Source organism: Chryseobacterium sp. 22543 (assembly GCF_052044565.1).
Classification (GTDB): domain Bacteria; phylum Bacteroidota; class Bacteroidia; order Flavobacteriales; family Weeksellaceae; genus Chryseobacterium.
On the sequence record NZ_JBQENH010000001.1, the window covers coordinates 1,164,365 to 1,184,520 of the forward strand.

The following is a 20,156-nucleotide window of genomic DNA, read 5'->3' on the forward strand; positions in this document are numbered from 1 at the left end:
TTTACTGATTTTATTTTAGCATTTAGCAGTGAAAAAAGTTAGTTTTGCAAAACTTTATGACACCAAAAAAGTACACCAAAAAAACTGCCAAACAGCTCCATAAAACAAGACGGAAGAACTATTTTTTCCGCAGAAAGGTAATATTGGCTATTTTAATTGTAGCTCTTATCGGAACCGGCTTTTATTTAAAGCAATCCATCAGCTATTATTACGCATTGTACTTTAACAAATTTACCCACAAGAAACTCCACAACAGTGAAAGAGAAGCCGCAAGAATTCAGAGGATTTTAACGAGCAACCTTGATAAGACCTATGGTTTTGATGTTTCTCATTATCAGAACAGGGAAGATATCAAATGGGACAGTCTCAGCATTGGTAACAAAACCATTCCGCTGGAGTTCGTCGTAATGCGTGCTACGATGGGAAACCGAAGTGCCGACAAGCATTTTGAGGAGTTCTGGGAAATGGCTAAAAAAAATGATCTTATCCGTGGCGCGTACCATTTTTACAGAGCTGACGAAGATCCTGTTATTCAAGCCAACAACTTTTTAGCAAACGTAAAACTTGAAAGCGGAGATCTCCCTCCTATTCTTGATATTGAAAAAATTCCAAAACGTAAAACGAATAAAAAACTGATTGAAGATCTGAAAGTCTGGTGCAAAATTGTAGAGGAGGCTTATGGTGAAAAACCTATCATTTACACCTATTATCATTATCATAAAGATTTTCTGAAAGGTGAATTTGAAGGCTATCCATTATGGCTGGCCAATTACAATGATGTTCCGTCTCCGTCTCCCGATGACCAGTGGGATTTCTGGCAGTTTACAGAAAACGGAATTGTGCATGGCATCAACGCCAAAGTGGATCTTGATATTTATAATGGTAATTCCTGGTCGCTAAGAAGGCTAACTCTGGATTAGAAACAAGAAAGGAAGGTAGAAGCAGGAAGATGGGAGTATATATTCTGACTGATATAACTTCCAGCCTCCATCTTGCCACTTCCCGCCTTTAACTTAATTGCTTTCCCCTAAAAAATTCAGAATATCTGTATTGAGTTGATCAGTATTTTCAAAAGGAATCATATGGGTAGCATTGCTATAAATTTTGAGTTCCGCATTAGGAATTTCTTTGGCAATAAGTTCAGTGTGCTCTGGTTTAATAACATCTTTATCTCCGGCGATCACCAACACTCTGCTTCCAATTTTATTTAAATCTTTTCTGGCGATACGAGGCTGTGTCAGCATGATATTCAGAAGCCTTTGTTCATTAAACTTTTTAGGATCCTTCAGTGCTTTCATGACCAGCATTTTATTTTCAAAATGATCGGTAAGTTTATCATCTACTCCATCAGGAAAAGCATTTGCTCCGATGGTTATTAATTTATTAAGTCTTTCCGGGTATTTCAGAGCGAATTCAAGACCTGTATTTCCGCCATCACTCCAGCCGGTAATGTTTACTTTATTCAATTTTAATTGATCAATAAGTGCCTTTACATCATCAGCAAACATTTTATAAGTAAAATCCTTTTTTGAAGAATCTATACTTTTTCCCTGTCCTCTGGTATCTATTGCAATTACTTTGTACTGCTTTGATAAAACAGGAATCTGCTGATAGAAATCTTTTATACTTCCGGAATTTCCATGAAGCAGAATCAATGGTTCTCCTTCACCATAGATCTCATAATAAAGGTCTGTATCCTGAAGTTTGAGATATTTCCCGGCAGCTGCATTCTGACCATATACCGTCTGCTCCGATTCCTGAACATATTTTGATACATCAGGCATTAGTGCTTCAGCGCTGTCATCCACAAACCCGCCTTCGTTTTCTGGATTATTGTCTCCGTTTTTATCCATTTTTACATCAATATTAATCGCTGGTGCAGCAATGGTCATTTTCTGCCAGTCTCCATAAAATTCTCTTATAAATCCGGTTCTGAATAAAGCGGCACTTATTTTAATTCTGCCATCAAAATCTTTTAAAAACTGTATTCCGATAAAAAATTTTCCCTGAACCCAGATATTACGATCGTTGACATCCAGTGTATAAGTTCCATCTTTGATCATATTTTCAGTAAGTTCCACAGTAATCTCTTCTTCAAGAATATTTTTGTCCGGGAAACCATTTTTTTCACTGTAAATACTGTATCTCATTAAAACCGGCTGGGTAGAAACATAGCTGGCTATATTCAGATTGATATTTTTAAGCTTAGATCTTTTCTTAGCATTGAATTCTAAAGCCGTTTCTCCCAAAAAACTTTTCTTGTCAAATTCCGGATTAACAGAGTACGTGACGCTTTTTGTTTTTGTATTTACTCCCCAGTTTTTATCAACAAGTTTTTTAGGTTTAATGGTTATCTCTTTAATATTTTTAGTTTTCTCTGTTAAAAATATTTTTTGTTGATCATGCTTTTTAAAATCCTGGATTGTTTCCTGATAAATGTCATATCCAGGTACTTCGATTCTTACCTTTTGCTGCGGATCCAGATTGGAAAGATCTATTGAAAAATTTCCTTTTTCGTCAGAAATCGTTCCGGTTGTTTTCTTTTCAACGCCGATTTTCACATAAGAAACAGGTTGATTTTCATTTTTAGAAATAATAGTTCCGGAAATAATCTGTGCATGGAAGGAAGAAGCCAACAAAAGGAAGAATAAGGTATTACGTTTTTTCATGTTAAAAGTTTGATGCAAACTTATTTCTTTTAAACAGCCTGTTCTCACAACGTCTTATTAAATTTAATCTAGCTTTAGTTAAAATTCATTTAAAGCTTTCCGCTATTTTTATGATTATTCTAAAAAACATTTAAAATCCCTGTTTTTAAAGGATATTCATAACTTCTTCCCATGAATGAACTCTTTCGTAAGTCTCGTTTTCTATCAGTTCATTATGGGGTTGGGTAAATATTAATCTCTGCCCAGAAAAATGATCTAAATTTTTGGGATAGTCATCAATCATCACATCTCCGGAAACTACTTTTTTGCTTCCACAAAGAACGATCTGCTCCCAGGTGATGAATGGAAAATGTTCTGCAAGCCAATCATATTTTTCTCTTAAGCTGTTGGGAAATTCCATGCCTGCAGATACAATATACAGATCATATTTATTATTCAGATATTCCATTGCTTCACGGCTTCCCTCCATTACAGGCAAGGTTCTGAAAAACCCTATTTCATTAACGTGTTTTTTTCCATTCGGAAATGATTCTATTTCAGGCTTACCTGTCAAATCACTGATTTCAATTTCTCTTCCTGTATCTCTTTTTTCAAATTGTACCAGCTGATGATATACATCCGCCATTACCCCGTCCATGTCGACAATTACTTTTTTCATTACTTCAATCAGATTTTGTATTATTTATTATTAAAAATGTATTCATTGTGTTTTATCAAATTTACTGAATAGTTTTTTCAGCCCGCCTGTAAACTCTATTAAAAAATTATAAATATTCATTTTTATAAAAGAGGTTCCGGAAAATTTTAGGTTACATTTTCGTATTTTTGCGGTTCAATTCAAAATTAAAATCAAACCATTAATTTCCAATGAATTACGTTTCTGTAGAAAATCTTACCAAATCTTACGGCATCAAAGTTTTATTTGAAAACATCTCTTTTCACATCAATGAAGGGGATAAAATTGCTATTGTTGCCAAAAACGGAAGTGGAAAATCTACCCTTCTGAAAATATTAATGGGTAAAGAAATTGCAGACAGTGGAACTGCGATCATCAACAAAGATATCCAGGTGGTATTATTTGACCAGGAAATCGATTATGATCCTAAACTCAGCATTGAGGAGTTTATGATGGCGCTGGATTCAGAACCTATTCTTGCTCTTAAGAATTATCATCAATCACTTCACTCTACTGATACTGATTTTATTGAGAAAGCATTGGCTGATATGGAAGCTCATAAGGCATGGGATCTGGAAAATGAAATGAAACAGATTCTTTCCCAGCTTAAGATCACTGATCTGGATGCCAAGATGGGAACCCTTTCCGGAGGACAGGTCAAGCGTGTAGCGCTGGCTAAACTTCTTACGGAAACAAGAGCCGAACACAGACATACGCTTCTTATTATGGATGAACCTACCAACCACCTGGATGTGGATATGGTAGAATGGCTTGAAAACTATCTGAATAAGGCAAAAATCACATTATTGCTTGTAACCCACGACCGATATTTCCTTGACAGTGTTTGTGACATTATCTGGGAAATGGAAGATAGAAACCTTTATGTTCATAATGGTTCATATGCTACTTATCTTGAGAACAAAATGATTCGTGAGGAGAATCTAAATGCTACTATTGATAAAGCCAATAACCTTTACAGAAAGGAGCTGGAATGGATGCGCAGACAACCGAAAGCCAGAACCACAAAATCAAAAAGCAGAATTGATGCTTTCTACGAAACGGAGAAGGTTGCCAAAACTGATACCAGAAAAGATGGATTGGAACTGGATTTTGAGATGAAGCGTCTGGGAAATAAAATTCTTGAGCTTAAACATATTGATAAAAGTTTTGGACCAAAAGTTCTTCTGAAAGATTTCAGCTATCAGTTTCAACGTGGTGAAAAGGTTGGAATTATCGGAAAAAATGGAGCAGGAAAATCTACTCTGCTTAATATTATCCAAGGTTTGGAAAAAGCTGATAAGGGAGAAATTGAAACCGGAGAAACTATATCTTTCGGTTATTTCGCCCAGAAAGGTCTTACCTATAAAGAGGATGAGCGTGTGATTGATTTTATCAAGGAGATTGCAGAATTCTATCCTTTAGCCAATGGCAGAAGCTTATCTGCATCACAGTTCTTAAGGCTGTTTTTATTTGATGATCAGACTCAGTACTCTCCTATCTCCAAACTCTCAGGTGGGGAAAAGAGAAGACTTCACCTGATGTATATTTTGTATCAGAATCCTAATTTCCTGATTTTTGATGAGCCTACGAATGATCTGGACCTTCCTACGCTAACGGTTCTTGAAAACTTCCTTCAGCAATTCCAGGGATCTTTGATTATCGTTTCCCACGACAGATATTTCATGGACAGAATTATAGATCATGTTCTGGCTTTTGAAGGAGACGGAAAAATCAGAAATTTTGTAGGAAATTTCTCAGAATACAGAGATGCAAGAAGCCGTGAAGAAGCATTAGAAAAAAACACTATTGTAAAACCTGAGCCCGTTAAAGAAGTGGTTGCTGTAACAGAAACAGCTCCAGCTTCTGCCTCTAAAAAAAGAAAATTAACTTTTAAAGAGCAAAAAGAACTGGAAACTATAGAAAAGGAAATGCCTGAACTGGAAGACCAGCGTTCCAAAATTCTGGATCAACTCAACAATGAAGCTGATTACGAAAAGATCGCCAAACTCTCTTCCGAACTGGAAACAGTTTCAGAAAAACTGGAAAACCATGAGATGAGATGGCTGGAGCTTCAGGAAATCCTTTAATAGTTATGAATTAAAAATTAAAAATTATGAATTATGAATTATGAATGAATTTAAGGTTCAAAGTTTAAGGTTCAAGGTTGATAGCAGTCGTGATTAGAAGTTTCCAACCCGGTTACATTCAAACCCTAAAACTCTCAGACGATCTGATCCATTCATAATTCATAATTTATAATTTATAATTTAATTACTCTTTCTTCTTTTGCACTTTCCAGGGAAGCATCAATGATTTTCATATTCTGAATAACTTCTCTTCCCGGAGATGGCAAAGCATATCCAAACACAATGTGCTCATAGATTTGCTGGTAATAATCCATATAATTTCCGGCTTCACTGGACGTAAGGCTTCTTTCTGTTTCTGATTGATCATTCAGGAGGTTTAAAATTCCATCCGTTTCTTTCAATGGCTGGGTCCATTCTTTACCATATACAGGAATTGCACCTGCTACTAATTCATTTTCCTGATTATCTGTTCTTTCCTGTAAAAAAGTTCCTCTATCGCAGTGAATAGTATATGCGTAGTGACCTTCTTTACTGAAAACCGATGTTTTTAGTCTTACTCTCAGATCATTTTTATAGAATAGCAGAATCTCGAAATAATCATTTGCGAATTCTTTTCCTTTCATAGAAAATACATCTGCAAAAAGTTTTTCAGGATATCCAAAATACTGTACAGCCTGGTCTACAAGATGTGCTCCCAGATCATGAAGTGTTCCTGAACCTACCTGGTCCGGACTTTCTTTATGCTGTTTTCCACTAGGCGTTGTACGGAATCTGTCAAAACGAATTTCAGCTTCTTTAATATTCCCTATTTTTTTATCATTTAAAATCTTTTGAACCTGTAAAAAGTCCCTGTCAAATCTTCTGTTTTGATACACACTTAAAAACAATCCTTTTTCTTCTGCCAACTGCACCAGTTCTTCAGCTTCGGAAACATTTACAGTAAAGGGTTTTTCTACAATAATATTTTTTCCGGCTTCCAAAGCTTTTTTGGCATATTCATAGTGAGTCTGGACAGGAGTATTGATGATAACCAGCTCTACATCTGCATGCTGAAGCATTTCCTCTACAGAACGGTAAATGGTTGCTTCAGGATATTTCTCTTTAGATTCTTCCTTGCTTCTTTCCACTACAGCAGATATAAAAAATCCCGGATGTTCCTTTAAAAAGGGAGCATGGAATACTTTTCCACTCATTCCAAAGGCACAAAGCCCTGCTTTTACCAATTGCATATTATAATTTTCAACAAATATATTCATAAAAAATTCTCTATTCTCCAGTCTAAAGGAGGTATAGAAATAATCCATCTCATCAGCTGCAAGAATATGATTTAAATCATAAATTTATTTTTATCTATTCTAAACAAATACTTACATTTGCGCCTTATTTAAAACTGTTCTACATAAAAATAAAATGAAAAGACAACTACTTTCTTTAGGTCTTCTATTTATCGCTGTTTCAGCGAGTTCACAGATGAAAAATGCGGAAGCAGACACCATCAGAACTCAGACCATTGAGGATATTAATCTTCACAAAACAGGAAATCCTAACCAGGCAAGACCATTATCGACAAAATCAAACCTGACGGTAATGGAAAATCCACAGCCTATTGCTATTGTTACCCACGAAATCATTGAGCAACAGCAGGCAAAACAGCTTAGCGATGTTCTTCAGAATGTAAACGGAATGTATGTTACTTCATCCAGAGGAAATTCTCAGGATAGCTTTGGTGGACGTGGTTTCATTTTAGGAAATGATAATATCTTCAAAAACGGAACAAGAGTAAATAGCGGCGTTTTTCCTGAAGTAAGTGGTCTGGAAAGAGTTGAAGTTTTAAAAGGGGCAAATGCAATGTTATTTGGTAATGCTGCTGCAGGTGGTATCATCAACATGATTACAAAGAAGCCTAAATTCAATTTTGGTGGAAGTATTGGATTAAATGGTGGTAGCTGGAATTCTTATAAACCAACAGTTGATATTTACGGCCCTTTATCAAAGAATATTGCTTTCAGAATAAATGGAGCTTACGAATATGCAGAAAGTTTCAGAGATGTTGTAGAATCAGAAAAATATTACTTTAATCCTTCATTCCTTTTCAATTTAAGCCCAAAATCGCAATTGATCGTTGAAGCAGATTATCTTAAGAATAATTTTACTCCTGATTTCGGTCTTGGATCCATCACCAATCCTGATGGAAGTTATAAAATCAATGACCTACTCCCTAAAAATGCTTTCTTAGGAGCCGACTGGCAATATCAAAATGTAGAACAAGTTTCTACCAACATCACTTTTAATCATCAGTTTACTGAAAAATGGTCATTAAATACTGTAGCTTCTTATCAGAATTATACTAAGGACTACTATTCTACTGAAAGAGTACAATGGGGATATGAAAAGAACACGAACCGTCTTTTCTGGCAAAGACCTTTAAATAAAACATTTAACGAACAAAATTACACTTCATTACAAGTTAATATTAATGGAGAGTTCAATACCGGAAAAATCAATCATAAGGTTTTAATTGGTACTGATGGAGACTATGGTGTTCAAAATAACTACACTTATACCAATCCAACTATTTATGGGACTAATGGTAATACCTCTGCCATTAATAATAATCTTTATTTAGATGATCCATCAAGTTGGGCTAGTGGAAAAATGCCTGATGCTTCTTTAAAAGACAGAACAAGAATTCCTACACAAAGATTTGGTATTTACATTCAGGATTTCATAAGCCTTACCAAACAGTTTAAAGTAATTGCTGGTTTAAGATGGTCTTATTTAGAAACAATGACCAATACTAAAAACACATTTTCAAACGACCTTGGAGATGTTGATCAAAAAAATACTGCTATATCAGACAGAGCATTTTCTCCAAAAGCTGGTTTAGTATATATGCCAAATGATAACCTTTCTGTATTTGCAACCTACACCAATTCTTTTGCTCAAAATACTGGAAAAGACATTTATGAGCAAGCATTAAAGCCTACTACTATTGATCAATATGAAGCAGGAGTAAAAAAGAATTTTTGGAATAATGCTTTAGCTGTAAACCTGACAGCATATCAAATTGTTTACAATAACTATTATCAAACCGCACCTCAATTAGCAAATGGACAGGCTAATTCAGATTCATTCTATAAAGAATTCGCAGGAAAAATGAGAAGCCGTGGTGTTGAATTGGATATCACTGGAAATCCAACAGAAAATTTATCCATTATTGGAGGATTCTCTTACAACAACTCTGTATATCTTGATACACCAGACGGTTTTGGATATGTTGAGAAACAAAGATTGGTAAGAACACCAGCTACAACAGCTAACGCTTCTGTATTTTATAAATTCACACGTTTTGCAAAGGGATTGAAAGTAGGCGCAGGAGCTTACTTCATCGGTGATAGATTAGCTGGATGGAATGATACTAAAAATGGTTCTACCGGCTTAGGTGCGCGTAATGGAATCAGTAGATCATTTGCTTTAAAAGATTACACTACCGTAATGGTATCTGTAGGGTATGAGTGGAAAAAATTCTCAATCCAAGGGAAAGTGGGCAACCTGTTTGATGTCGAAAACTATAATGTTCACGAAAATTATTCAGTGAATCCTATCACTCCGAGAAACTACTATTTCACGCTGACATATAGACTTTAGAATTATTTTTTATAATAATTCTTTCATTAAAAGTGGAAATTGCATTTTTGCAGTTTCCACTTTTGAAATTTTAAAACAAAAACAAAACAATAAGATATGGATAAGATTAAAGACACAAGAAGTTTCATGAGAATTACGCACCGTTATCTGGGATATTTCCTTGCCGGAATTATGGCCGTGTATTCATTAAGTGGAATCCTTCTGGTGTACAGAGACACTGATTTTCTGAAGAACGAAAAAAAATATGAAAAGAACATTGCAGCCAATCTTTCTGAAAAAGAACTGAAAAAAGAACTGAAGATGAAAGGTCTTGAGGTGGAAAAAACAGAAGGAAGTATTCTTTATTTTAAACAGGGAACTTATGACAGTGCAACCGGAAAAGCAAAGTATACCAAGAAAGAATTACCTTTCGTATTAGATAAAATGGTTTCCCTTCACAAGTCACAGTCAAAGGATGCTATATCTCCTCTAAGTGTATTCTTCGGAGTTTCTCTTTTCTTTTTTGTAATTTCAAGTTTCTGGATGTTTAATCCTAAAACCAAAGCTTTCAAACGCGGAATCAAGTTTACTATTGCAGGACTGATCATATCTATAATCCTTTTATTTGTTTAAATAATCAGGAAACTGAACAAAAGGAAAAAAGCACTTGAAATTATTATTCTTTTTTATCATTTTCTTTTTAAAACCCACCTTTTATTTTCTTTATCATTATGGAATCCTCAGCGAATATGTTAAAAAGATGAATTATAACCTCCTGATAATATTAACGTTTATTTAGAAAAATTACCTAAAATTAAGAGTCTGGCACATTTATTGTTTTTTCTATAACACGTGAATAATAAACATTTAATTATTAAAATAATAAATTATGAAAAAACTTATTTTAACAGGGATATTAGCCGTAGCAGGTTTAACAGCAACCGCAAACGCTCAGATTCAAAAAGGTAATTGGATGGTAGGGGGTAACCTTGCAGGGGCAAATTTTGGTTTAAATGAAGGAGCAGGATACGACTTTGCAATTCAGCCAAAAGGAGCATATTTCATTGAAGATAATATTGCAGTTGGGGGATATGTGGATTTAGGCTTCAAAGGAGCTAAAGATGCACCCACTACTTTTACATATAATGTAGGAGCATTAGGGCGTTATTACCTTAACCCAGGAGAACAAGGAGTAAACAACTTGCTTCACCACGGAAGATGGTTCTTCGAAGGTAACGTAGGTGTTGGAGGGATGTCAATCTCTAAAGGAGGTTCTTCTTCTAACGGTCTTAACTTCGGATTCGGGCCTGGTTATTCTTACTTCATCACTCCAAACATCGGATTGGAAGGTTTAGTGAAATATGATGCAAATGCAGGATTCGGAAGCGGTGGATATACTAACAAAATTACTTTTGGTTTAGGATTCCAGATTTACCTTCCAACGTCTAAAGCAAAACAAATCATCAACGACGTTAAGTAATCACTGAAATACTTATAAAAAAATGAAAGCGCCCCGGAATTTTATTCCGGGGCGCTTTTCGTACAAATTAAAACTAAACTATAAAAAATCAAATAAATCATGTATTGGGCTGTGGCGTGTATCGTAAATAGGGTTTTATTTCCGTCACTCCTTTTGGGAATATCTTGCGTGCTTCTTCTGTAGAAATCGTTGGCGGAACAATGACATCTTCTCCATTTTCCCAATTAACAGGAGTGGCTACGTGATAATTATCTACCAATTGTAGAGAATCCAGCACTCTAAGGATTTCGTCAAAATTTCTTCCTGTAGAGGCCGGATAGGTAATAATCAGTCTTACTTTTTTGGAAGGATCAATAATCAAAAGAGAACGTACAGTAGCCGTCACCGAAGCATTAGGATGAATAAAATCATACAGCTCTGAAACTTTTCTGTCTTTATCAGCAATAATAGGAAACCGGACATTGGTATTCTGAGTTTCATTAATATCTTTTACCCAGTTTTGATGATCCTCTACTCCATCTACACTTAAAGCAATCACTTTCGTTCCTCTGGCAGCAAATTCAGACTGCAATTTTGCAGTATATCCCAACTCTGTAGTGCATACCGGGGTATAATCTGCAGGATGTGAAAACAAAATCCCCCAAGAATCTCCCAGATAATTATAGAAATTGATATCACCTAAAGATGACTCTGCCTGAAAGTTGGGTGCCGTATCTCCTAGTTTAATTGACATAATGCGTTTCTTTTATAGTCTACAAATTTAGTAGACTTTTTGGAACTGGCAAATTTTTGGATGAAAATTTATATCTTTAATTAAAATTTTATTCATGGAGAAGACCGGACTCAGGTATGTAGATCTTGTTTATAAAGTATTGGAAAACTGGTATGTGACATTTGCTGAGCTTACCCCCAAACTTATTGTCGGAATTTTAGTCTTTACATTTTTCCTGATTACCAGTAAATATTTAAGCCAGATAGCCGTAAAACTCTTCCACAAATTCTTCCCGAAGAGCAAAAAAGAGAGTTCATTAGTTACTTTAATCAGTATCTTCAGATTCCTGATCATGCTGATGGGAACTTTTATTGCCCTTGAAATAATGGGTTTCAGTGGCTTTCTCTGGAAGTTTATCGGAAGTCTGGGAGTTGCAGGGGTTATTGCAGGGGTTGCCCTGAAAGATCTTGTATCCAGTATTTTCTCCGGAATGCTGATTGGAATTGACAAAGCATATAAAGTAGGTGATTATATTACCATTGGAGCACATTCAGGAACGGTACAGGAAATCGGGTTTTTAACGACCAAAATTCTTACTGATGATGGAAAGAAAGCTTATATTCCCAATCAGGTTGTTTTCAATGCGCCGTTTTATAATATTACTGCTTCCCCACAGCGCAGGATTATTTTAAATTTTGAAATTCCAGCTGATGAAGATATCAGTATAGCACAGAAAGGAATTCTGGATGTGATTAAAAACCTTGACAATGTGGATAAGCTAGACACCATAGAAGTCATCTTTACAGACCTGAAACAAGGTGCATTTAATCTTCAGGTGAAGTTCTGGATAAAAGTGGGTGCTAACCTGGCTCAGGTAAGAAGTAAGGCTTATTTAGGGATTAAAGAGCGTTTTGATGTGGATAAAGTTCAGCTGGTAACGCCTACAAGCATCAGTATTACCAATGGGGAGAATAATTTACATGAAAACCAGGATAAATAAATGTTTTCATATTAATTCACCGGTTTAATTAAGGTATATACTCCCTTCGTTTTTGGATCCAAATTGTTATTACATAATTTCTTACTTTTATATAAGATCTTAATCCACAAAATAATGTCATCACAATCCAATTCATTCCTACCTATTGAATCAAAAACTTCAAAAGGGCTTGCTTTATTGATTAAGATGATTGGCGGATCTTTTTTAATTTTGACCCCTTCATCCGTTATAATAATGGCTGTAATGGTAATAAATGCAAAAGAAATCTCTGTAGAAATAAAGATTGTTTTAATTGTCCTTTTTATGGCAATCCTAAGTTTTTGCGTCTGGATGCTTTTTCAGAAAAATTCCAAAAATACAACTACCCATATTATTGTTGATGAAAAAGGAATTCACCATTACTGCAACCGGGACATTTTATATTCCATAACCTATGCTGAGCTTCATTCAAATCCGGAATCGGGGAAATATGATGTGTTATTGACTGAGTATGATGAATCTGCTCCTAGTTTATGCATTCATCTCTTTGAGCCCGCATTAAAGAAAGCCACCCGAAAAACTGTCAATTTAAATATTGATATAGTGATTACAAATGGGAATCTGTTACTCAAAAATTTTGTAAAAGGAATATTGATTTTCAGGCCGGATTTAAAAATTGCACCCAATGTTCTGGATCTTTACTGGCTGGAAGAATTCAAGAAATAAAATCATATTATTTTAATGTTCAACACTTAAAATAATAACAAAAAAAACCGTTCCATTTTTGGAACGGTTTTCTATTTATTTGAAAGTTTCAGATTAAGCTAAAACTTCTTTTACTTTGTTTGCAGCTTCTTCTAAAGTAATTGCAGAGTGTACCGGAAGACCAGACTCGTCAATTAATTTTTTAGCTTCTACAGCGTTAGTCCCTTGTAATCTTACGATCAATGGAACCGGAAGGCTACCCATAGCTTTGTAAGCATCTACAACTCCCTGAGCAACTCTGTCACATCTTACAATACCTCCGAAGATGTTGATCAAAATAGCTTTTACGTTTGGATCTCTTAAGATGATTCCGAAAGCAGTCTGTACTCTCTGAGCATCAGCAGTACCTCCTACGTCAAGGAAGTTAGCAGGGTTACCACCTGATAATTTGATGATATCCATAGTTGCCATTGCAAGACCAGCTCCGTTTACCATACAAGCAACGTTACCATCTAGTTTTACGAAGTTAAGACCAGCTTCACCAGCTTCTACATCCATTGGATCTTCTTCTCTTGTATCTCTAAGTTCAGCTAAATCTTTGTGACGGAACAATGAGTTGTCATCTAAAGTTACTTTAGCATCTACAGCGATAATCTTGTTATCAGAAGTTTTTAATACCGGGTTGATTTCGAAAAGAGAAGCATCAATTCCTGTATAAGCATTGTAAAGAGATGAAATAAATTTCACAAATTCTTTGAATGCATTTCCTTCAAGACCTAGGTTGAAAGCAATTTTTCTAGCCTGGAATCCTTGAAGACCGATAGCCGGATCAATAAGTTCATTGTGGATCAAATGAGGAGTTACTTCTGCAACGTGCTCAATATCCATACCACCTTCAGTAGAATATACGATTGTATTTTTTCCTTCAGCTCTATCTAAAAGAATAGAAACATAAAATTCTTTAGTTTCAGATTCTCCTGGATAATAAACATCTTCTGCAACCAAAACAGAGTGTACTTTTTTACCTTCAGCAGAAGTTTGAGGAGTTACCAACTGCATTCCGATGATATTCTGAGCGTTCTCTTTAAGTTTATCCATGTTTGGAGAAAACTTAACACCCCCACCTTTACCACGACCACCTGCGTGAATCTGCGCTTTTACAACCCAAGCCTGTGCTCCGGTTTCAGCAGTCAATTTTTCAGCAGCTGCTACAGCTTCTTCTACGTTGTTTGCAACGAAACCACGTTGGATAGCTACTCCATACTTTGATAAAATCTCTTTTGATTGATACTCGTGAAGATTCATATTATTTTTATTATTTTATTTTAATATTTAAAGGTTGACAAATTTACTAAAAAGACATGGAAGTTCAAGTTTATTGACTTAAAAATTAAAGTCTGATCGACTTGATTTTTAACATATCATTCAAATTTCCTTTATTCTTCCACTAATTTCTCAGATTGTGATCCGATGAACGGAATTCTTGGAGCCAGAAAATATCCTGTAAGACTCGCAAATAATATTGGTACAAAATAGGTAAACCCGGTAAGTGTTCCTAAGATAATGGTAGTACTCATCGGTGTTCTTGTTACACACGCATTGATTGCTGCCATGCAGCTTACAATCGCTAATGTGGTATCTACACCTGGAAATAAATTATGAATAATGAGTCCTAATGTTGTTCCTACAAAGAACAGCGGAATGATAAATCCTCCTCTCCATCCTGAAGTTACCGTAATGGCAATAGCCAGTATTTTAAAAACCAAAATCAGGATTAAAAAATTCAATCCGAAATTGCCACCGATCAGCTGATTGATCTCGTTATGTCCAAAGTATCTTGTAATAGGGAAATTATAGGCAATGATTCCTAAAATAATTCCTCCTACTAATGTTTTAATATATATTGGGAACGCTCTGTATTCGAAAACTTTCTTGAAAAATTTGACTACAAAAATGAAAATCCATCCAAAAAATGTTCCCACAATTCCGAACAGTGCAGCATATAGAAAATCATATACTCCTGTATAATGATACGCTTTCAGATCCCAGGTTGCCCCGATTCCTAAATGGATAATCAAAGCAAACATCAGATAACTGAAACAGCTTGCTACCAACGCAGGAATAATGGCTTTATAATATTCTACCGCATGTTTATGATGCAGTATTTCCAGGGAAAAAAGACTTCCTCCAAGCGGAGCTCCAAATAATGCGGTAAAACCAGAAGCCATCCCGGCAATACTCAAAGAACGCAGCTCTTCGCCTTTCAATCTGAAAATTTTCCCCAGCCAGGTTCCCGTAGATCCGGTGACCTGTACCAAAGGCGCTTCAGGCCCTAAACTTCCTCCTGATGCTACACAAAATAAAGATGAAAGGATCATTGATGGATTGTTCTTAGGCTCCAGTTTTCCCTTATTGAATCTGATGTTATTAACGATCAAATGAATTTCTCCCGGATCACCGATAAAATGAATCACTAACCCAGCCAATAACCCGCAGATTGCCATTGTCGGAATCACTTGCCAGCCTTGAAATTCGGCCAGGAATTCAGTGAAATGTTCCAATACGATCCAATATCCTCCGGCAATAATACCACCTACAAGGCCTGTAACAGCCCACATAAAAAAAGTACGGCTGAATACAAACGGATTGAATCTGATGGGTTGATCTAAGAGATTGAATGTTTTTATTAACCGTCTTCTTCTGTTAATTTTCATTCTTAAATTCTGTTTTTAGCAAAATAAAAGATAAGCATTCCCCAACTTAAGATCATCATCAGACCTCCAAGCGGAGTGATAGGTCCTAAGAATTTAAGGTTCATTCCCAAATAATCCTGCATACTCAGGAAATAGATACTCACTGAGAACAACAATGTTCCTGCAATCATTAAAATGGCAGTCCATTTTTCAGCAGAAGTTTCAAATTTTAAGATATACCCGATGATCAGCAGAAAAAAGGCTGCATACATCTGATACCTTACTCCTGTTTCAAAACTTTCCAGTCTTTCCACAGCTAATATTTTCTTTAAAGCGTGCGCTCCAAATGCCCCCAGGATCACAGACACCATTCCGTAAACCGCTCCAAAAACTAAAGTAATTGTTTTCATTTTATAACTCTTCTAATTCTAAGGTTAAATATTTCTTTGTCTTATAATCTTGCCAAGTTCCTATGATTTTATTTCCTTTCAAATCGGCTTCTATCAAAGCTCTTGGAATCCATTCCTTCAGTTCCTCGCTATGATAATCATCTTCTGTAATGGAAAAATGATCATGGATAAATTCTCCTCTCCAATTGATAGGTTTTTTATTCTTATCATACCAGTACATTGCTGAAAACGAATCATCCTCATTGATTCCGTTAATCAGAACTGTAATGGGATATTTACCATCAATTTTTCCTTTAAACAATTTATTGCCAGGACTTGTTTTGTTAAGTTTTTCAGAACCGGAAATCAAGTTTTTTGCATAGGAACTCCAATATTTGTCAAGCTCTTTATAAGTAAATTCTATTTCGTGGCTTCCCAGATCATCCAATGCCCTCATCGCATGATTAGAACATCTACCTGCTACAAAAGTAAGTTTATCCTTTCCGAAAAAATATTTGATACCGTTCAAAGTATACTCCATGAAACAATCTTCATACAGAGCAATTTGATCCTGAGTTTCTTCCGAAGGATTTTTTTCAGATTTCAGTTGGTTTAAAAAATCACCAACTCTTTTTTGAATTCTCTTTTGAATTAAACCATTGATGGTTTTAAAGCTCTCTGCTTGAAATAAATCTTCAGGGTTGATATAGTTTCCGGTTCTCAGGTCGAAATTTTTCCAGTCTGTAAACTCTTCCGGATACGCTCCCGAAGCTTCACCATCTATTGCAATACTCAGAATATTTTTAGGAGTCTCAATCTTATCCCAACTATAAAAATAAACATAGTTTGAATAGGAATTTGTTGCTGTAGAAGCCAGTTTAAAAGGATTACTGCCAGATCCGGGAACATATTCCAGCTGATCTACCTGCAGAAATGTATTGATTTTATTTTCTACTCTCGGATTTTCAGGATAAGAAACAACCGGAAAAACAGCGTTTTCAGTTTTTGGCCGCAGATTACTTATTTTCACTTTTTGCTGTTGTGAAAAACTTAACCCGGAAATCAGTAAGAAAAATACAATACTTTTTTTCACTATTTCGATTTTAGGTACATTAGAATAAACTTAGCAACCAATGTAGAAATTCCCAGTATGATAAACATATTGGCAAATCTCTTGGAGCTTCTGAAACCTTCATGATTTGTTTTCTTTAAAAATAACCCAAAAAGAAGGAATACAATGGGCAAAATGATCTGTAACATTAGTTTCCTCTCATTCTGTTAAATTCATTGATCACCTCATGGTGGCTCACTGTCTTATCTTTGAAATACGTTACAAAGTGCTGCTTTTCTTCTTCCGTAGCTCCCAACTGGTTCAGAATATTCAATAAGTGCATTTTCATATGACCTTTCTGAATTCCTGTAGTTACCAGAGAACGCAATGCCCCAAAGTTCTGTGCAAGACCTGAAACTGCCAGAATACTCATCAGTTCCTGTGCAGAAGGTTTTCCAAGAAGTGCTAACGAGAATTTTACCAAAGGGTGAAGATTCGTAAGTCCTCCTACAACTCCTACAGAAATAGGAAGATCAATCCAGAATCTGAATACTCCGTTGTCTGTTGTACAGTGTGTCAAAGATCTGTATTGCCCATCTCTTGCAGCATAGGCGTGTGCACAGGCTTCTGTTGCTCTGAAATCATTTCCGGTAGCGATTACAACAGCATCTACCCCATTCATTACTCCTTTATTGTGAGTTGTTGCACGGTAAGGTTCAATTTCTGCGATAGTGACTGCCTGTTTGAATTTAGAAGCGAATTCTTCAGGAGAAATTCCGCTGTCATCTTTTAAATCTTCCATTTTACAGGAAACCTCAGCTCTCACGATACAGTCAGGCGTAAAGTTGGAAAGGATATTCATCACAATCTGCAGTGAATTCTTTTCTTCCTGAGTGAAGTCCTCGCTGGTTGCCACTTCCTGTCTCAAAGTTTTCCCAAACTGCTCAAGACATGAGTTGATAAAGTTAGCTCCCATTGAATCCACGGTATCAAAACTTGCTTTCAGCTGGTAGTAATTAGGCATTTCTGCAGTTTTATCCACCAGACTGATATTTAAAATACCACCACCGCGTCTTCTCATGTTCGCCGTGATATCTTCTGTCGCTTCAAGTAATTTTTTCTTTAAACTGAAATTAAAGAAATGCAGTAATTTGTGAGGTTCAACATCAAAAATAAAATGGGTGTGGCCCAGTTTTTCAGTGTTGATAATCGTTGTTTTAAAACCTCCTTTATCGATCCAGAATTTCGCAGCTTTGGAAGCGGCCGCTACTACTGAACTTTCTTCAACAGCCATTGGAAGTGCCAACAATTTTCCGTCGATCAAAAAGTTCGGAGCAATTCCGTAAGGCATATAAAAATTGGAGATGGTATTTTCAGAAAACTCATCGTGAAGCTTCTGAAGATCTGCATCATCATTCCAATATTGTTTTAATATATTTTGATATTCCTGGTTTCCTTCAAGATATTCGTTTACGAGCCAGTCGATTTTCCCCTGCTTTGGAAGCTTGGAAAAACCTTCGATTGGTTTATGATTCATGATATAAACTTTAATGAGCCGTAAATATAATGATTTTGAGGCTCTTTTTTGTTGATAACTTCTATGAAAAAAGATTGACTTTTATCAATTTTGGAACTAAATTTGAACAAAATTTAAATACAATTCAGATACAAAACATATCAATCATTTAAAAATATGAATTTTGACCGTCTTAAAGAAAAACTGGAAATCCTTGCTGATGCAGCGAAATATGATGTTTCATGTTCATCCAGCGGTGGCTCCAGAAAGAATAAAAAAGGAGCTTTAGGAGACAGTTCCGCAAGTGGAATCTGCCACACTTATACGGAAGACGGACGATGTGTTTCTCTTCTTAAAGTTCTCCTGACCAATCATTGTATTTATGATTGTGCGTACTGTGTTTCCAGAAGTTCAAATGATATCAAAAGAGCAGCTTTTACAGTAGAAGAAGTTGTAGATCTTACGATCAATTTTTATCGCAGAAACTATATTGAAGGTCTATTTCTGAGTTCAGGAATATTCAAAAATGCAGACACAACAATGGAACGTCTGGTGAGAGTAGCCAAAAAGCTGCGCCTCGAAGAAAACTTTAACGGTTATATTCATCTGAAATCTATTCCTGGAGCGAGTGATGATCTGATGCAGGAAGCGGCTCTGTACGCAGATCGTTTATCAGTAAACATTGAAATCCCTACAGAAAGTGGATTAAAGCTATTGGCTCCTGAAAAGAACAGACAAGATATGATCAACCCAATGCGGTATATTCAGAAAGGAATTACCCAATATCAGGATGAAAAGAAAGTCTTAAAGAAAGTTCCCAAATTTGCTCCTGCAGGGCAGTCTACCCAGATGATTGTAGGAGCAACCAATGAAAACGACCTCCAGATCATTAAAGTTGCCGATCATTTTTATAAAAATTTTAATCTGAAAAGGGTTTATTATTCAGGATATGTTCCGGTTCTGGAAGATCAGCGGTTACCTTCTTTAACAACCGAAGTTCCTATGCTTCGTGAAAACCGATTGTATCAGTCTGACTGGCTGATGAGATTTTATGGTTTTAAAGCAGAAGAGATTTTAGATCCGAATATTCCTTTTCTCGACCTGGAAGTAGATCCAAAATTAAGCTGGGCATTGCGGAATCTGGACCAGTTTCCTGTTAACCTTCAGACTGCCGACTACCAAATTATCTTAAGAATTCCGGGAATTGGAGTAAAAACGGCTCAAAAAATCATCAGTGCAAGACGTTTTCAGATTTTAACCATGGATCAATTAAAAAAATTAGGAGCAGCTGTCAACCGTGCAAAATATTTTATTGATTTCAATGCAGGTAACGCATACTTAAGGTATTTAACAGATAAAAACTTCAGAAAACTGTTGATAGGTGGAAGCTCATCAAAGTTTCACAATCAATTCTCACAACAGTTAAGTTTATTTTGATTTCAACACAAATCACACAAATATTTTCACGAAAGGCCACAAATTTATAATAAACATTGTTGTCATTCTGACGAAGGAAGAGTTCTTCAGTAACCAGATTCTTTACTTCATTTTATATCGTTCAGAATGACAAGC

General features: G+C 35.7%; 17 protein-coding genes. 8 read left to right on the forward strand and 9 right to left on the reverse strand.

The window, feature by feature from the left end:
• The first annotated feature begins 56 nt into the window (after positions 1-56).
• The gene (locus ACTJIP_RS05215; protein ID WP_440704187.1) at positions 57-920 is read left to right on the forward strand and encodes a glycoside hydrolase family 25 protein; all 864 of its coding nucleotides are present in this window, start codon (positions 57-59) and stop codon (positions 918-920) included.
• Positions 921-1,013: 93 nt separating this feature from the next.
• Here the strand turns inward: ACTJIP_RS05215 and ACTJIP_RS05220 are convergent, their stop codons facing one another.
• Positions 1,014-2,669 carry an alpha/beta fold hydrolase gene (locus tag ACTJIP_RS05220; RefSeq protein ID WP_440704188.1) on the reverse strand — a complete coding sequence of 552 codons (1,656 nt, stop codon included), beginning with the start codon at positions 2,667-2,669 and terminating at the stop codon, positions 1,014-1,016.
• A 145-nt stretch (positions 2,670-2,814) separates the two neighbouring features.
• Positions 2,815-3,327, reverse strand: a complete 513-nt coding sequence (locus ACTJIP_RS05225; protein WP_077419012.1) for a 5' nucleotidase, NT5C type — start codon at positions 3,325-3,327, stop codon at positions 2,815-2,817.
• A gap of 209 nt (positions 3,328-3,536) precedes the next feature.
• Between ACTJIP_RS05225 and ACTJIP_RS05230 the strand changes: the two genes are divergently transcribed.
• The gene (locus ACTJIP_RS05230; protein ID WP_440704189.1) at positions 3,537-5,432 is read left to right on the forward strand and encodes an ABC-F family ATP-binding cassette domain-containing protein; all 1,896 of its coding nucleotides are present in this window, start codon (positions 3,537-3,539) and stop codon (positions 5,430-5,432) included.
• Positions 5,433-5,605: 173 nt separating this feature from the next.
• Here the strand turns inward: ACTJIP_RS05230 and ACTJIP_RS05235 are convergent, their stop codons facing one another.
• Positions 5,606-6,661, reverse strand: a complete 1,056-nt coding sequence (locus ACTJIP_RS05235; protein ID WP_440704232.1) for a Gfo/Idh/MocA family oxidoreductase — start codon at positions 6,659-6,661, stop codon at positions 5,606-5,608.
• A 181-nt stretch (positions 6,662-6,842) separates the two neighbouring features.
• On the opposite strand from ACTJIP_RS05235, the gene ACTJIP_RS05240 reads away from it, so the two are divergent.
• The 3 genes from ACTJIP_RS05240 (at position 6,843) to ACTJIP_RS05250 (ending at position 10,539) form a co-directional block, all read left to right on the forward strand.
• The gene (locus ACTJIP_RS05240; RefSeq protein ID WP_440704190.1) at positions 6,843-9,080 is read left to right on the forward strand and encodes a TonB-dependent siderophore receptor; all 2,238 of its coding nucleotides are present in this window, start codon (positions 6,843-6,845) and stop codon (positions 9,078-9,080) included.
• A gap of 96 nt (positions 9,081-9,176) precedes the next feature.
• Positions 9,177-9,692 carry a hypothetical protein gene (locus tag ACTJIP_RS05245; RefSeq protein WP_077419009.1) on the forward strand — a complete coding sequence of 172 codons (516 nt, stop codon included), beginning with the start codon at positions 9,177-9,179 and terminating at the stop codon, positions 9,690-9,692.
• Positions 9,693-9,948: 256 nt separating this feature from the next.
• Positions 9,949-10,539 carry an outer membrane beta-barrel protein gene (locus tag ACTJIP_RS05250; protein WP_047379061.1) on the forward strand — a complete coding sequence of 197 codons (591 nt, stop codon included), beginning with the start codon at positions 9,949-9,951 and terminating at the stop codon, positions 10,537-10,539.
• Between the two features lie 97 nt (positions 10,540-10,636).
• Here the strand turns inward: ACTJIP_RS05250 and ACTJIP_RS05255 are convergent, their stop codons facing one another.
• Positions 10,637-11,272: a peroxiredoxin gene (locus ACTJIP_RS05255; RefSeq protein ID WP_077419008.1), complete on the reverse strand. Its 636-nt coding sequence runs from the start codon at positions 11,270-11,272 to the stop codon at positions 10,637-10,639.
• Positions 11,273-11,366: 94 nt separating this feature from the next.
• Between ACTJIP_RS05255 and ACTJIP_RS05260 the strand changes: the two genes are divergently transcribed.
• Both ACTJIP_RS05260 and ACTJIP_RS05265 read left to right on the forward strand, forming a co-directional pair.
• The gene (locus ACTJIP_RS05260) at positions 11,367-12,251 is read left to right on the forward strand and encodes a mechanosensitive ion channel family protein (RefSeq protein ID WP_077419007.1); all 885 of its coding nucleotides are present in this window, start codon (positions 11,367-11,369) and stop codon (positions 12,249-12,251) included.
• A 114-nt stretch (positions 12,252-12,365) separates the two neighbouring features.
• On the forward strand, positions 12,366-12,956 hold the full coding sequence (locus ACTJIP_RS05265; RefSeq protein ID WP_440704191.1) for a hypothetical protein: 591 nt from the start codon (positions 12,366-12,368) through the stop codon (positions 12,954-12,956).
• A 93-nt stretch (positions 12,957-13,049) separates the two neighbouring features.
• Here the strand turns inward: ACTJIP_RS05265 and sucC are convergent, their stop codons facing one another.
• The 5 genes from sucC to ACTJIP_RS05290 all read right to left on the reverse strand — a co-directional run bounded on the left by sucC (position 13,050) and on the right by ACTJIP_RS05290 (position 18,605).
• The gene (gene sucC / locus ACTJIP_RS05270; RefSeq protein WP_047386334.1) at positions 13,050-14,240 is read right to left on the reverse strand and encodes an ADP-forming succinate--CoA ligase subunit beta; all 1,191 of its coding nucleotides are present in this window, start codon (positions 14,238-14,240) and stop codon (positions 13,050-13,052) included.
• 131 nt (positions 14,241-14,371) lie between these two features.
• Positions 14,372-15,649, reverse strand: a complete 1,278-nt coding sequence (locus ACTJIP_RS05275) for a chloride channel protein (protein WP_077419005.1) — start codon at positions 15,647-15,649, stop codon at positions 14,372-14,374.
• 2 nt (positions 15,650-15,651) lie between these two features.
• Positions 15,652-16,038, reverse strand: a complete 387-nt coding sequence (locus ACTJIP_RS05280) for a DUF423 domain-containing protein (protein WP_219071751.1) — start codon at positions 16,036-16,038, stop codon at positions 15,652-15,654.
• 1 nt (position 16,039) lies between these two features.
• On the reverse strand, positions 16,040-17,110 hold the full coding sequence (locus ACTJIP_RS05285; protein ID WP_440704192.1) for a hypothetical protein: 1,071 nt from the start codon (positions 17,108-17,110) through the stop codon (positions 16,040-16,042).
• Between the two features lie 166 nt (positions 17,111-17,276).
• A complete protein-coding gene (locus tag ACTJIP_RS05290; RefSeq protein WP_077419003.1) occupies positions 17,277-18,605 on the reverse strand; it encodes a hydroxymethylglutaryl-CoA reductase, degradative in 1,329 nt (442 codons plus the stop codon).
• A 156-nt stretch (positions 18,606-18,761) separates the two neighbouring features.
• Between ACTJIP_RS05290 and ACTJIP_RS05295 the strand changes: the two genes are divergently transcribed.
• Entirely contained in the window at positions 18,762-20,021 is a 1,260-nt protein-coding gene (locus ACTJIP_RS05295; RefSeq protein ID WP_077419002.1) for a putative DNA modification/repair radical SAM protein, read from the forward strand.
• Positions 20,022-20,156: the final 135 nt, after the last annotated feature.